This is a genomic window from Rathayibacter rathayi (assembly GCF_004011095.1).
Taxonomy (GTDB): domain Bacteria; phylum Actinomycetota; class Actinomycetes; order Actinomycetales; family Microbacteriaceae; genus Rathayibacter; species Rathayibacter rathayi.
On the sequence record NZ_CP028129.1, the window covers coordinates 152,309 to 165,665 of the forward strand.

Genomic DNA, 13,357 nt, shown 5'->3' on the forward strand with positions numbered 1-13,357 from the left:
CGCCGACATGACCGCCACCCCTGCCGCCACCATTGCCGCCGCCGACGTCCTCATCCTCGGCGCGTCCTTCGCCGGCCTCGCCGCCGCCACGGCCCTGGGCCGCAGTCTCCGCGACGTCCTCCTGGTCGACGGCGGACCGCCGCGGAACGCGCCCTCGCCCGGCGCGCACAACGTGATGACCCGAGACGGCAGGTCACCGACCGAGCTGGTGCGCCTGGCCCGCGCGGAGGCCGAGGGTTACGGGGCTCGGGTCGCTGCGGGCGACGCGGTGCGCGCCTCAGCGGGCCCGCAGGGGGTGACGGCGACCCTCGCCGACGGAACGGTCCTTCGTGCCCGCCGCCTCCTGCTCGCGACCGGCGTCCGCGATCTGCTGCCGGACGTTCCCGGGCTCGCCGAGCGCTGGGGGCGCGACGTGCTGCACTGCCCGTACTGTCACGGCTTCGAGGTGCGCGGGCAGCGGATCGGCGTGCTCGGCAGCTCGTTCGCGGCGCACCAGGCGCAGATGTTCCGGCAGCTCAGCGAGCGGACGTCGATCCTGCTGAACGGGGCGCCCGCGCCGACGGGTGAGGAGGCGGCGGCGCTCGCCGCGCGCGGGATCGCCCTCGTGCCTGGCCTGATCGAGAGGGTCCTCGTCGAGCAAGACCGCCTGGTGGGCGTCGTGATCGACGGGCGGCGGCACGAGCTCGACGCGGTCGTCGTCGGCCCGCGGGTGCAGGGGCGGCTTCCGGAGGGGCTCGGGCTGGCGCTCGCGGATCATGCGTCGGGCGTCGCGCGGCACCTCGCCGTCGATCCGATGGGACGGACGGGCGTGCCCGGGGTGTTCGCCGCGGGCTCGCTGGTCGAGCCGATGTCGCAGGTGCTCGCCTCCGCCGCCGACGGCCTGCGCGTGGGCGCGGCGATCAACGACGATCTGGTCGAGGAGGAGATCGCCCGAGCGGTGCTGGCCGCGTGACGCGCGCTCAGCGGCGGCGGTACTCCAGCTCCGGGCGGCCGGGGGAGCCGTAGCGGGGCGCGCGGTCCGCGACTCCGGAGTCGGCGAGATGCTCGAGGTAGCGGCGAGCCGTCACCCGCGAGATATCGAGGCGGGTGGCGAGCTCGGCGGCCGAGAGGCCGACGGGGCCCAGCAGCGCAGTGACGGCCTCGAGCGTCTCGGCGGAGAGACCCTTGGCCAGGCCCGGAGCGTTGGAGGTGCGCAGCGCCGCGAAGGCGCCGTCGACCTCGTGTTGACTGGCGATGTCGGCGCCGTGCATCCGTTCTCGGTAGGCCCGGTAGCTGGCGAGCTTCGCCGCGAACATGCTGAACACGAAGGGCTTGATCAGATACTGCACGATGCCGGCGGCGACGCAGGCGCGCACGACCGCGGCGTCGCGGACGGCGGTGATCGCGATCACATCGACGTCCAGACCCGCCGCCCGGACGGCCCGGCAGAGGTCGAGGCCACCCATGTCCGGCAGGTTCATGTCGAGTAGGATCAGCGCGATCCCCGGATCCGCGCGCAGGGCCCGGATCGCCTCCGCCCCGCTGCCGGCGACCGCAGCCACCTCGAAACCCTCGATCCGGCGGACGTAGTCGGCGTGAGCGCTCGCGGTCAGCGGCTCGTCCTCAACGACGAGCACCCGAATCACGACGCCACCCGTGCGGGCAACGGCAGCTGCACGGTGAACACCGCGCCGATGTGACGCGAGACCTCGATCGTGCCGCCGAGCCGCTCCACCACCTGCTGCACCAGCGCCAGGCCGATGCCGCGGCCGAAGCCGTCCGACTCCTTCGTGGAGTAGCCGCGCGCGAACACGTCCGCGGCCTCCTCGACTCCGGGACCGCTGTCCGAGACCTGCACCACCAGCTCGCCCTCCGCGAGGCCGAGGTAGACCTCGACCCACGGCTCGCGCTCCGGAGCGGAGGAGGAGGCCGCGTCGAGGGCGTTGTCGATCAGGTTGCCCAGCACCGTCACCAGGTCCCCCGGCTCCAGGCCCTGCGTGCCGGGCTCGAGGTGCGTCTCGAAGTGCAGCCCGACGCCGCGCTCGCGGGCCTGCGCGGCCTTGCCCAGCAGCAGTGCGGCGATCACCGGCTCCTGCACGGAGCCGAGGACCCGGTCGGCCAGGCGCTGGCTGAGGTTCAGTTCGCCGGCCGCGAACGAGAGGGCCTCGCCCGGTCGGCCGAGCTCGATCAGCGAGGCGATGGTGTGCAGGCGGTTCGAGAACTCGTGGGTCTGCGAGCGCAGTGCGTCGGACAGGGTGCGCAGTGACTCCAGCTCGCCGCTCACCCGCTGCAGCTCGGTGCGGTCGCGCAGCGTGATGACCGTGCCCATCGGCCGGTCACCGGGGGAGGCGGCCGGCCGTTCGTTCACCACGAGGATCCGCTCGCGCGCCACGACCAGGCGGTCCGAGACGGGCTGGTCGTCCTGCAGCAGTTCGCGCAGCGCGTCGGGGACGTCGAGCTCGGCGACCGGCACCGGCGTCCGCAGTCCCTCGAGCCCCAGCAGCTCCAGCGCGTGGTCGTTGGCGAGCACCAGCCGGCCGCGGTCGTCCACCAGCAGCAGCCCCTCCCGCACCGAGCGCAGCACCGACTCGTAGTAGGCGAACACCTGGCTCATCTGCTCCGGGCCCCGCCCGCCGGTGACGCGGCGTAGGTAGCGGGCGAGGAGCCACGAGCCGAGCGCGCCGAGCGCGACCGCCCCGAGCGCGCCCCAGGCGACGACCTGCACGCGGGCGGCGAAGGAGGCGTCCACGCTCGAGAGGGTGACTCCGGCCGAAACGAGAGCGACCACCGTGCCGCCGGCGTTCTCGATCGGCGCGACGGCGCGCACCGAGGGGCCGAGCGTGCCGGTATACGTCTCGGTGAAGGTGCGGCCCTCCAGCGCGGGCTGGATCGTGCCGCGGAACGGCAGGCCGATCTGGTCGCGGTCGCGGTGGGTGTAGCGGGTGCGGTCCGGATTCATGATGGTGAGGAAGTCGACGCCGGTGTCGCGCATGATCTCCTCGGCGTAGGGCTGCAGGGTCGCGGCCGGATCCGGCTCGCCCGCGGCTTCGAGCACGAACGGGTTGTCGGCCACGGTGCGAGTGACGACGAGGCTGCGCTGCGCCGCCTCCTCGCCCGCCCGGCCGCGCGCGTCGAGTGCGAGCACGGCGACGGCCGCGGCCGCGATCAGCAGGATGCAGAGCAGCTGCACGACGAAGAGGCGGGCTGCGATACTCCCGCGCGGCCCGCGTGCGCTCGTCGTCCTGACCATGCCACTCCCTCGTCAGCGCGCGCCCGCGGCGACGCGCCGTGGCCAGCCTCGCCGTGAACAGTATGAACGCAACCGTGCCGCGCCTTCGAGGCGGAGCCACCATCGTTCTACCCCCTCACCTCGACGAAGAGAAGGACACCTCATGGCGAAGACGCCTCGCACGCCGCACGATCGGCTGATCCCCGCGGTCACTCCGCCGAAGACCCGGCGACGGATCGACCGCAACCACTGGCTGTACATCGCCGTCATCATCGCTGTGGTCGCCGGCATCATCGTCGGACTCGTCGCCCCCGCGTTCGCGGCGACGCTGGAGCCCGTCGGTAAGGCGTTCGTCGGACTGATCAAGATGATGATCGCGCCGATCATCTTCTGCACCATCGTGATCGGCATCGGCTCGATCGCGAAGGCCGCCACGGTCGGCAAGGTCGGCGGTCTTGCGCTCGGCTACTTCATCGTGATGTCGACCTTCGCCCTGGCAATCGGCCTCGTCGTCGGCAACATCCTGCACCCGGGTGAGGGCCTGGACATTTCGAGCGCCACCTACGACACCAGCGACCTCAAGGCCGAGAGCGCCTCCGACTTCATCCTCGGGATCATCCCCGTCTCGCTGTTCTCCTCGCTGGTGGACGGCAGCATCCTGCAGACCCTCTTCGTCGCGCTGCTCGTCGGCTTCGCGCTGCAGAAGATGGGCGCCAAGGGCCAGCCGATCCTCGGGGTGATCAAGCAGCTGCAGGTCCTGGTCTTCCGCATCCTCTCGATGGTGCTCTGGGTCGCCCCGATCGGCGCGTTCGGCGCCATCGCCGCGGTCGTCGGCAAGACCGGCTGGGGCGCGGTCGTCGCGCTCGCCACCCTGATGGTCGGCTTCTACCTCACCTGTGCGATCTTCGTGATCGTGGTCCTGGGTCTGCTGCTGCGGATGGTCACCGGCGTCAACATCTTGTCGTTGATGAAGTACCTGGCCCGCGAGTACCTGCTCATCGTCGGCACCTCCTCCTCGGAGGCGGCGCTGCCCCGCCTGATTGCGAAGATGGAGCACCTCGGAGTCTCCAAGCCCGTCGTCGGCATCACCGTGCCCACCGGCTACTCCTTCAACCTCGACGGCACCGCGATCTACCTCACGATGGCGTCGCTCTTCATCGCCTCGGCAACCGGCACGCCGATGTCGATCCCGGAGCAGATCGGGCTCCTGCTGTTTATGATGATCGCCTCCAAGGGCGCCGCGGGCGTCACCGGAGCGGGTCTGGCCACGCTGGCCGGCGGCCTCCAGTCCTTCCGCCCCGACCTAGTCAACGGCGTCGGTGTGATCGTGGGCATCGACCGCTTCATGTCGGAGGCGCGCGCGGTCACCAACTTCACCGGCAACGCGGTCGCCACGCTGCTCGTGGGCACCTGGACCAAGCAGATTGACATGGTGCAGGTCCGCGAGGTTCTCGGCGGACGTTCACCCTTCGATGAGACCACGCTCGGCGCGGACGAGCACGAGGCGCCAGCCGCAGGCACCTCGATTACCGACGGCATCACCTCGACTCGGGACTCGGAGGAGCTGGGGCGGACGCGCTCGGCGTCCGCGGGGACGCGCTAGGTCCTCGCCGCGAGCGCCTCACCGAGGTCAGAAACGTCCACGAGCCCGCTCACGCCACGGTTGGGCCCGTTCCACCTCGGTTGCGAACGCCGATGCGCCTCAAGCGCAGGCGCGACTAGCCAGAGGGAGGTGGCCACTCACCGCCGGTGGACTCCGAGCAGGGGGAGCGTCACCGAGCAGAGAGGACCGATCAGTACCGCGAAGAGGAGGGTGCCCAGGCCCACGTCACCGCCGAGCAGCCAGCCGAGGATGAGCACCGTCAGTTCGACGGCGGACCGGCCGATCCACAGGGGGAGGCCCGTCCGGGTGTGCAGGCCCAGCATCAGCCCGTCGCGCGGGCCGGGGCCCAGGTGCGCGCCGATGTAGATTCCGCTGGCCACCGCGAGCAGAACCAGTCCGCCGGCGAAGAGCAGGCCGCGCGCCCACCACTGCTCCGGCGTCGCCAGCACGCGCAGGCCGACATCTATCATCGTGCCGACCACGAGCACGTTCAGCACCGTGCCGAGGCCGGGTCTTTGCCGGAGCGGGATCCACAGCAGCAGGACGAGCAGGCCGATCACGTTGGTGAGCAGTCCGATCCCGAGTCCGGTCTGGTGAGCGAGGCCCTGCGCGAAGACCGTCCAGGGGTCCACTCCGATCGCCGCACGGATCATCATCGCGTCGGCGAAGCCGTAGAGCACGAGGCCGAGCAGCAGGCGCGGCACGGGGCGGAGGCGCCACTGGCTCGCCGGGGGAGCGGCGGCCGGAGTGGTGATCGTCATGGAGCCACTACAGCGCGCCACTGGCCTTCTTAGCGCGGTCCAATCCGGCTACCTTGGACGCATGGCTGATGTCCACTTCGGCGCTCGCGCCCTGCAGACCCTCCTCGGCGACTGGCGAGAGCAGCGCGGCACCCGCCCTGCCTACCTCGCGCTGGCCGACCGGATCCGCCTCCTGGGAATCGACGGCCGCATCCCCGCCGGCAGCCGCCTCCCGGCCGAGCGCGAGCTCTCGGCCCGCCTCGGCGTCAGCCGGACGACCGTCGCCGCCGCCTACCGCGAGCTGCGCGACAGCGGCTACCTCGTCAGCGTGCGCGGCTCCGGCAGCGTGACGCGCCTCCCCGGAGCGATGGTGCACGCCGTGCCCTCGCTCGCGCCGGACTTCCTCGACTTCACGAAGGCGGCGCTGCCCGCCGTCCCCGAGCTGGCCGAGGCGTATACCCGAGCGGCGCAGCTGGCTCCCGAGCACTTCGACTCCGGCTCCTACGACACTGTCGGCCTGCCGGTCTTGCGCCGGGCGATCGCCGAGCGCTACACCGCGCGGGGCCTGCGCACCGAGCCTGGACAGATCATGGTGACGATCGGCGCGCAGCACGCGATCGCGCTCGTTGCGCGAACCCTCCTCGCCCGAGGTGAGCGGGCGCTGATTGAGGCGCCGACGTACCCGCACGCCTACGAGGCGCTGCGGTTGGCCGGCGCGCGACTCGTATCGGTCAATGTTGATGGTGCCGACGGCTGGGACAGCGAGGGCCTGATCGCCGCGCTGCGGGGGACCAGTCCGAGCTTGGCCTACCTGATGCCCGACTTCCACAATCCGACCGGCCGCTCGATGGCCCCCGAACTGCGGGAGCGGGCGATCGCCGCGGCCGCCCGGCAGGGCACCCTGATCATCGCCGACGAGACGACGGCCGAACTCGACATCGACCGGCAGATGTCACCGCTACCCTTCGCCGCTTACGGGCCCGAGGGCACCGTGCTCTCGATCGGCTCCGTGGGCAAGACGCTGTGGGGCGGGATCCGGATCGGCTGGATCCGCGCCGAGCGGGCGGTGATCCGCAAGCTGGCACTCGCGCGCTCGGCGAGCGATCTCGGCACGCCGATCCTCGAGCAGCTGCTGGTTGCCGACATGCTCGGGCGGATGGACGGGGTGCTGGAGCTGCGCCGCTCGCAGCTGCGGGCGGGCCGCGACCACCTCGAGATGGCGCTGGCGAACACGATCCCGGAGTGGAGCGTGCCGCGCGTCTCGGGCGGCCTCTCGACCTGGGTCGGTCTCGGCCGGCCCGCGAGTTCGCAGCTTGCGCTCGCCGCCCGAACGGCGGGTCTGCTGATCACCGCTGGTCCGCGGTTCGGGATTGACGGCGCCTTCGAACGCTTCCTGCGCATCCCTATCGGCTACTCGCCGGCAGCGACCGACCGCGCCGTCGAGGCGCTCGCGGCGGCGTGGGCGCAGGTCGCCCGTCATCCAGCGGCCGACCCGGGCTACCTGGCCGATGTGGTCTGATTACCTGGCCGATGTGGTCTGAGTCGTCGGGGGCTGCTCACTCCGAGCAGAAGGTCTGCCAGGCGGTCTCGACACCCGTTCGATGCAGATCGTCGAGGTTCGCCGTGTCCCGCTCTCGTTCGGCGGCGACGAGGCTCGGGCACTCGGGGCTCGCAGCGATGCTCGCGGCCTGTCCGAGGGTGTTCACCAGGGAGCCGCCGATCTCGTCGAGGCGGGTGCGCACGGCGCCGAGCTCGGGGGCCGACGTGGGGGCCTCGTCCGGATGCTGCTTCCACTGCTCCATCAGACCGCGCTGCACCACCTTGCTGGCCTCGATCTGTGCGCGGAAGACTCGGCGGACGAGCTCGGTGTCGACCCCCTGCTCGGTGGCACGCTGGACGGCCTCGTCCACGACGACGGCCTCGCGCTGCGCGTCGTCGATCGGTGCACCGCTGAGCCACTTCGAGCCGGCCACCGGGTCTGCCAGGTCGATCCGCTGCACGATCAGTGCCCCGGTGTCGTGGAGCGCTCCCGTCGCCTCGGTCACGCTGTGGCCCTCAGCCGATCCGGCGATAGCGACTCCCGCGCCCACCGAGACCGTGACCAAAACGGCGGCGGCAGCGATCAGAAGGCCCCGACGGCCCCGTAAGACTTGTACCCGCACTGTCATCACTCCTTGGTGTAGTCGAGAAACCATCATTGCTAATACGGCGCGCGACGTCGGCGATGCACCAGCACTGCGAACAGGTCGTGCCCTGGGCATTCGGTCGGAGTGCTCGGAGGTCGTGCCGGGACGCTTGGGCAGGAGAAAACTCTCCGCCGCGGCGCCGCGACCGGGCCGCGCGACTGCTTCAGCTCTGGAAGGGTAGTGCCATGACTCGCGCCCTCGACGTCAGCCCCCGTCTCGCCGACGCCCTCGTCACCGTCCTCGGCGCCGACGGCGTTGCACTCGCCCACGCCGACGTGAGCATCGAGCAGCGTCGCCACGCCTTCACCTTCGGCTGCACCCCGCCGAGCACCGACCCTGCTCGGGCCAAGGAGCGGCGGCTCTGGCTCGACCTGTTCGATACGGCCATTCTTCCCGTGTACTGGGGCCGATTCGAGCCCGAGCGCGGCCGCACCTCGACGGAGGCCGTCCTCGCGGAGGCGCGCGCTCGCCGCCGACGGCGTCCGGTTGACGGGGCATCCGCTGGTCTGGCACTCCGTCACACCGAGGTGGCTCGACGCGCTGCCGCTGGAGGAAGCCGAGCGACTCCTTCGCGCGCGAAACAGCCGCGAAGTGGGGGGACTTCGCCGGACTCATCGAGACGTGGGACGCGATCAACGAGGTGGTGATCCTGCCGCGCTTCGAGAACGACCCGGACGGCGTGACCGACGCCGTCACCCGCCTCGCGCAGAAGAAGGGACGGGTCGGCATGGTCGAGCTGGCCTTCTCGCAGGCGCGCAGCCTTGGCACGGGTCCGACCCTCGTGCTCAACGATTTTGACCTCGGGCCCGAGTACGAGCGGCTGATCGAGGAGGTGCTCGAGGCCGGGATCCGCCCCGACGCGATCGGCCTGCAATCGCACAGGCACCAGGGCTTCCGGGGTGAGGTGCGGCAGGCGGAGGAGATGGTGCGGCACTACGAGACCCTCGTCGCGCATCCTGCGGTCGACGCGATCACCTACTGGGGATTCGACGATGTCGGCGCCTGGCTCGGGGCCCCGGCGGATTCCTGCGCCGAGACGCAAGCCCGAAGCCGGCCTACGAGGCGCTGCGCTCGCGGACCCGCGGGCAGTGGTGGCTCGCGCGGACGGTGCTCCGGACGGACGCGGAGGGTCGGATCGGCGTGCGGGCGTTCGCCGGGACTTCGCGCTCTCGTCCGCAGGGCGACCGGATCGGTGAGTCTGCGGGCGGGATCCTCCGCTGCGGATGTCCGGCTGAGCTGAGGGGGAATCCGTGACGACTCGTGGGGGCCGGGCTCGCCGCGAAAGGGCGATCCCGGACGCACTGTCCCGTCAAATACTCAGTCGGCTGATGGAAGATTCGGAGGGTGCATCTCCTCGCGGTCCTCAGCATGAAGAACCGGGCGCTCATCGCGCTCGTCACTGTCGTCATCGCCGTCTTCGGCGGCGTCGCCCTGACCGGGCTCAAGCAGGAGCTCGCGCCGTCGATCTCCTTCCCCCAGCTCGCCGTCGTCACGTCCTACCCGGGCGCTGCTCCGGAGGTGGTCAACGACGACGTCTCGACGCCGATCGAGACCGCGATCCAGGGGGTACCGGGGCTCGAGACGACCAGCGCGACGTCCTCCACCGACTCCTCGCTGATCGCGGCGTCCTTCACCTACGGCACCGATCTGGCCACCGCCGAGCAGAAGATCCTGCAGGCCATCAACCGGATCAGGAGCACGCTCCCGGACGACGTCGATCCGCAGGTGGTCACCGGCTCCCTCGACGATCTGCCGGTGCTCCAGCTCGCCGTGTCGAGCGACGGCGACGCGAACGCGCTGGCCGAGCGGCTGCGCACTACGGTCATCCCCGACCTCGAGGAGGTCGACGGCGTTCGCGAGGCAGCGCTGGTCGGCGAGAGTGCTCAGCGCGTGACGATCACTCCCGACGACGCGGCGCTCGCGGCGGCCGGGCTCTCGACCAGCGACATCCGCTCGGCGCTGCAGCAGAACGGCGTCCTGGTCGCCGGCGGCCGGATCACCCAGGACGGCTCGACCTTCTCGGTGCAGTCGGGCGTCAAGCTCGACTCGACCGACGCGATCGCGGCGCTGCCGCTGCTGCCGTCGGCGGGGTCGGCCGCGGGCGCAGCGGCAGCGGTCCCCACCGTCAGCACCCTCGGCTCCGTCGCCACGGTCGCCGTCACCGCCGCCCCCGTCACCTCGATCTCGCGAGTGAACGGCCAGCCAGCCCTCACCCTCTCGATCACCAAGCTCCCAGCCGCGAACACTGTTGACGTGTCGACCGGCGTCAGCGCGCTGCTGCCCGACCTCGAGGCCTCGATCGGCGAGAACGCGACCTTCACGTCGGTCTTCGACCAAGCGCCGTACATCCAGGAGTCGATCGCCTCGCTCGCGCAGGAGGGGGCGCTCGGCCTCGTCTTCGCCGTGCTGGTGATCCTGCTGTTCCTGCTCTCGGTGCGCTCGACCCTGGTGACGGCGATCTCGATCCCGACCTCGGTGCTGATCACGTTCATCGGTCTGCAGACGGCCGGTTACACCCTCAACATCCTCACCCTCGGCGCGCTCACGATCGCGATCGGCCGCGTGGTCGATGACTCCATCGTCGTGATCGAGAACATCAAGCGACACCTCGACGCGGGTGAGGACCGGGCCGGGACCATTGCGGTGGCCGTCCGCGAGGTCGCCGGGGCGATTACCGCGTCCACGATCACCACGGTCGCGGTGTTCCTGCCGATCTCGTTCGTCGGCGGCACCACCGGCGAACTGTTCCGGCCCTTCGCACTGACCGTGTCGATCGCGCTGCTCGCCTCGCTCGTCGTCGCCCTGACGATCGTGCCCGTGCTCGCCTACTGGTTCCTCCGCCCCTCGAAGCGGCCGGCCGTGCGCCAGGCCGCGCAGGCGGCGCTCGCGGAGGAGCGCGCCGCTGCGGGCGGGACCCTCGCCGCGAGCCTCGCCCCCGATAGCCTCGCCCCCGATACCGCCGCCCCCGATACCGCCGCCCGCCTCGAGGAAGCGCCGCACCACGGCGCCCACGCCGCCCCCCGTCGGGCGCGCGGGTTGCAGTCGGTCTACGGGCCGATCATCCGCTGGACGCTGAAGCATTCGGTCGTCACCGTGCTCCTCGCGCTGCTCGTGCTCGTCGGGACCGGTGCGCTGTACCCGCTGATGAAGACGAACTTCCTCGGCGCGAGCGGTCAGAACACCTTCACCGTCACCCAGAGCGTTCCCGTCGGGCAGAGCCTCGACGCGCAGGACGCGACGGCGCAGCAGGCGAGTACGGCCATCCTCGGCGTCGGCGGCGTCGAGACCGTGCAGCTCACCGTCGGCTCGTCCGGCGGGCTGCAGAGCGCCTTCGGTGGGGGAGTCGGAGGCGGCACTTCGATCCGCTACTCCGTCACCACTGACGAGTCGGCCGACCAGGAGGCCGTGCAGGCCGACGTCCGCGACGCGCTCTCGAGCGTCGCCTCGGCCGAGGACATCAGCGTTGCCACCTCCTCCGGCTTCGGCGCTTCCTCGGATATCGAGGTCGACCTCTCGACCGCCTCACAGAGCGACCTGCAGAGCGCGAGCGACCAGTTGCTCCGGGCTCTGCGCGGAACCGACGGGATCAGCCAGGCCGAGAGCAATCTCTCCTCCGCACTGCCCTACATCGCTGTGCGCGTCGACCGCGACGCCGCCGCGCGGGCCGGGCTCAGCGAGGTGGCTGTGGGCACGCTCGTCAGCCAGGCGCTGCAGCCCACTCAGGTCGGCAGTGTCGTGATCGAGGACCGCACGCTCTCGATCTACCTCGCCGACGCGCAGCCGCCGGCGACCGTTGAGGAGCTGCGGACCCTCGAGGTGCCGACTCTCACCGGGACCGTCCCGCTCTCGAGCCTCGCCGCCGTCGAGCAGACGGACGGCCCCGCGACCATCACGACCGAGCGCGGCCAGCGCACCGCGACGATCACGGTCACTCCGGAGGGCGACGACCTCGCTTCGGCGAACATCGCCGTGCAGAGCGCGATCGACGCGACCACTCTGCCCGCCGGCGTCGACGCCTCCCTCGGCGGAGTCACGGCCGACCAGGCCGACGCGTTCTCGCAGCTGGGCATCGCGCTGCTGGTCGCGATCCTGATCGTCTACGTCGTGATGGTGGCGACCTTCCGCTCGCTCCTGCAGCCGCTGCTACTGCTCGTGTCGGTGCCGTTCGCGGCGACCGGCGCGATCCTCCTGCAGGTCATCACCGGCGTGCCGCTGGGTGTGCCGTCCCTGATCGGCGTGCTGATGCTGATCGGCATCGTGGTGACGAACGCGATCGTGCTCGTGGACCTGGTGAATCAGTATCGCGACCGCGGGATGCCGGTGCGGGAGGCGCTGCTGCACGGCACGGAGCGGCGGCTCCGGCCCATCCTGATGACCGCCCTCGCGACGATCTTCGCGCTCCTGCCGATGGCGCTGGGGATCACCGGCCACGGCGGCTTCATCTCGCAGCCGCTGGCGATCGTCGTGATCGGTGGCCTGGTCTCCTCGACTGTGCTGACGCTCGTGGTGCTGCCCGTCGTCTACAACCTGGTCGAGGGGTATCGTGAGCGGCGGCGTGCCGCCCGCGCCGGGAAGGTTCCGGCATGACGGACATCAGGGACACGGCCGAGACGGTCGGCTCGCGCTGGCGCAGCGGACCGGAGCGGGCCGCAACGGTCCTCGATGAGATCGGCCCCGAGCGCTTCGTCGCGCGGGACTTCCGCCCCGGGATACTGCGGCACATCGTCCTGATCCGCTTCCGTCCGACGGCACTGGCCGCCGAGGCCGCAGAGGTCGTCCGGCGCTTCCTCGCTCTGGCCGACGAGTGCGTGCGCGACGGGCGGCCCTACATCGAGTCGATCGAGACCGGGCCGCAGCTAAGCATCGAGGGCGCGGGCGAGGGATTCGACCGCGCATTTCTGCTGACCTTCTCGTCCGAGGGCGACCTGCACTACTACCTTGGCCGCCCCGCGGTCCAGGATCCCACCCACTGGGATCCGGCGCACGACGTGTTCAAGGAGTTCGTCGGGCCATTCGTCGATACGGCCGGCATCGTCGCGTTCGACTTCCGGCCCGAGGCTCACTGATGGCCACTCCCGAGTTCGTCCTGCGGCTGCGCGAGCGGATCGGGACCGAGCTGCTCTGGCTCACCGGAGTGACCGCGGTCATCCTCCGTGAGGAGCCGACGCTCGAAGTCCTGCTCGTGCGCCGCGCCGATACCGGTGCCTGGACGGCCGTCACCGGCATCATCGACCCGGGCGAGACCGTCGCCGGTACCGCCCGCCGGGAGGCGCAGGAGGAGGCGGGCGTCGAGATCGTGGTCGAGCGCCTCGTGCAGGTGCACACCCTCCCCCCGATGCAGTACCCCAACGGGGACCGCGCGCAGTACCTCGACCAGGTGGTTCGCTGCCGCTGGATCTCCGGGGAGGCCCACGTCGCCGACGACGAGTCCACCGAAGTCGGCTGGTTCGCGCCCGACGCCCTGCCGCCGATGTCTGGCGATCACCGTGCCCGGATCGAGCGGGCGCTCTCCGCTGAGCCGGGTTGCTCGCTGGACTGATCGGCGGCTCGGACGGGCCGAGCGAAACACCGCACGGCGGGCCCGCTCGTGAGTGCGATCAGCGTACGAGGCGCCGGCACT

At 71.2% G+C, this 13,357-nt stretch carries 12 protein-coding genes; 8 read left to right on the forward strand and 4 right to left on the reverse strand.

All coding sequences use genetic code 11. From position 1 onward, the window contains the following. Positions 1–7 precede the first annotated feature (7 nt). Positions 8–952 (forward strand): NAD(P)/FAD-dependent oxidoreductase, encoded by a 945-nt coding sequence (locus tag C1O28_RS00820; protein ID WP_097166241.1) that lies wholly within the window; start codon positions 8–10, stop codon positions 950–952. A gap of 7 nt (positions 953–959) precedes the next feature. Here the strand turns inward: C1O28_RS00820 and C1O28_RS00825 are convergent, their stop codons facing one another. Together C1O28_RS00825 and C1O28_RS00830 are read right to left on the reverse strand one after the other, a co-directional pair. Further along, a complete protein-coding gene (locus C1O28_RS00825) occupies positions 960–1,625 on the reverse strand; it encodes a response regulator (protein WP_097166242.1) in 666 nt (221 codons plus the stop codon). Next, the gene (locus tag C1O28_RS00830) at positions 1,622–3,229 is read right to left on the reverse strand and encodes a sensor histidine kinase (protein WP_097166243.1); all 1,608 of its coding nucleotides are present in this window, start codon (positions 3,227–3,229) and stop codon (positions 1,622–1,624) included. The genes C1O28_RS00825 and C1O28_RS00830 overlap by 4 nt, the downstream gene beginning before the upstream one ends. Before the next feature lie 142 nt (positions 3,230–3,371). Here C1O28_RS00830 and C1O28_RS00835 point away from each other — a divergent pair, with 142 nt between their 5' ends. Beyond that, entirely contained in the window at positions 3,372–4,811 is a 1,440-nt protein-coding gene (locus C1O28_RS00835; protein WP_097166244.1) for a cation:dicarboxylate symporter family transporter, read from the forward strand. 137 nt (positions 4,812–4,948) lie between these two features. Here the strand turns inward: C1O28_RS00835 and yczE are convergent, their stop codons facing one another. Beyond that, positions 4,949–5,572, reverse strand: a complete 624-nt coding sequence (gene yczE, locus C1O28_RS00840; RefSeq protein ID WP_097166245.1) for a membrane protein YczE — start codon at positions 5,570–5,572, stop codon at positions 4,949–4,951. A gap of 61 nt (positions 5,573–5,633) precedes the next feature. Here yczE and yczR point away from each other — a divergent pair, with 61 nt between their 5' ends. Then, entirely contained in the window at positions 5,634–7,070 is a 1,437-nt protein-coding gene (gene yczR / locus C1O28_RS00845) for a MocR-like transcription factor YczR (RefSeq protein WP_097166246.1), read from the forward strand. A 37-nt stretch (positions 7,071–7,107) separates the two neighbouring features. On the opposite strand, the gene aroQ is transcribed toward yczR, so the two are convergent. Then, a complete protein-coding gene (gene aroQ / locus C1O28_RS00850; protein WP_160487548.1) occupies positions 7,108–7,713 on the reverse strand; it encodes a gamma subclass chorismate mutase AroQ in 606 nt (201 codons plus the stop codon). Between the two features lie 209 nt (positions 7,714–7,922). Between aroQ and C1O28_RS15490 the strand changes: the two genes are divergently transcribed. The 5 genes from C1O28_RS15490 to C1O28_RS00870 all read left to right on the forward strand — a co-directional run bounded on the left by C1O28_RS15490 (position 7,923) and on the right by C1O28_RS00870 (position 13,276). Next, positions 7,923–8,384, forward strand: coding sequence for a hypothetical protein (locus tag C1O28_RS15490; protein WP_237398082.1), 462 nt, complete (start codon positions 7,923–7,925; stop codon positions 8,382–8,384). Then, complete coding sequence (locus tag C1O28_RS15495) at positions 8,381–8,977, forward strand: glycoside hydrolase family protein (protein WP_243392049.1); 597 nt, start codon at positions 8,381–8,383, stop codon at positions 8,975–8,977. Before C1O28_RS15490 ends, C1O28_RS15495 begins: the two co-directional genes overlap by 4 nt. Before the next feature lie 104 nt (positions 8,978–9,081). Next, complete coding sequence (locus C1O28_RS00860) at positions 9,082–12,324, forward strand: efflux RND transporter permease subunit (protein ID WP_097166248.1); 3,243 nt, start codon at positions 9,082–9,084, stop codon at positions 12,322–12,324. Beyond that, a complete protein-coding gene (locus tag C1O28_RS00865; protein WP_097166249.1) occupies positions 12,321–12,803 on the forward strand; it encodes a Dabb family protein in 483 nt (160 codons plus the stop codon). The genes C1O28_RS00860 and C1O28_RS00865 overlap by 4 nt, the downstream gene beginning before the upstream one ends. Then, positions 12,803–13,276: an NUDIX hydrolase gene (locus C1O28_RS00870; protein WP_097166250.1), complete on the forward strand. Its 474-nt coding sequence runs from the start codon at positions 12,803–12,805 to the stop codon at positions 13,274–13,276. The genes C1O28_RS00865 and C1O28_RS00870 overlap by 1 nt, the downstream gene beginning before the upstream one ends. Positions 13,277–13,357 lie beyond the last annotated feature (81 nt).

Coding starts and splice junctions, on each gene's coding strand:
- C1O28_RS00820 (WP_097166241.1), top strand. CDS start 8: ATGACCGCCACCCCTGCCGCCACCATTGCCGCCGCCGACGTCCTCATC.
- C1O28_RS00830 (WP_097166243.1), bottom strand. CDS start 3,229: ATGGTCAGGACGACGAGCGCACGCGGGCCGCGCGGGAGTATCGCAGCC.
- C1O28_RS00835 (WP_097166244.1), top strand. CDS start 3,372: ATGGCGAAGACGCCTCGCACGCCGCACGATCGGCTGATCCCCGCGGTC.
- yczE (WP_097166245.1), bottom strand. CDS start 5,572: ATGACGATCACCACTCCGGCCGCCGCTCCCCCGGCGAGCCAGTGGCGC.
- yczR (WP_097166246.1), top strand. CDS start 5,634: ATGGCTGATGTCCACTTCGGCGCTCGCGCCCTGCAGACCCTCCTCGGC.
- C1O28_RS15490 (WP_237398082.1), top strand. CDS start 7,923: ATGACTCGCGCCCTCGACGTCAGCCCCCGTCTCGCCGACGCCCTCGTC.
- C1O28_RS00865 (WP_097166249.1), top strand. CDS start 12,321: ATGACGGACATCAGGGACACGGCCGAGACGGTCGGCTCGCGCTGGCGC.
- C1O28_RS00870 (WP_097166250.1), top strand. CDS start 12,803: ATGGCCACTCCCGAGTTCGTCCTGCGGCTGCGCGAGCGGATCGGGACC.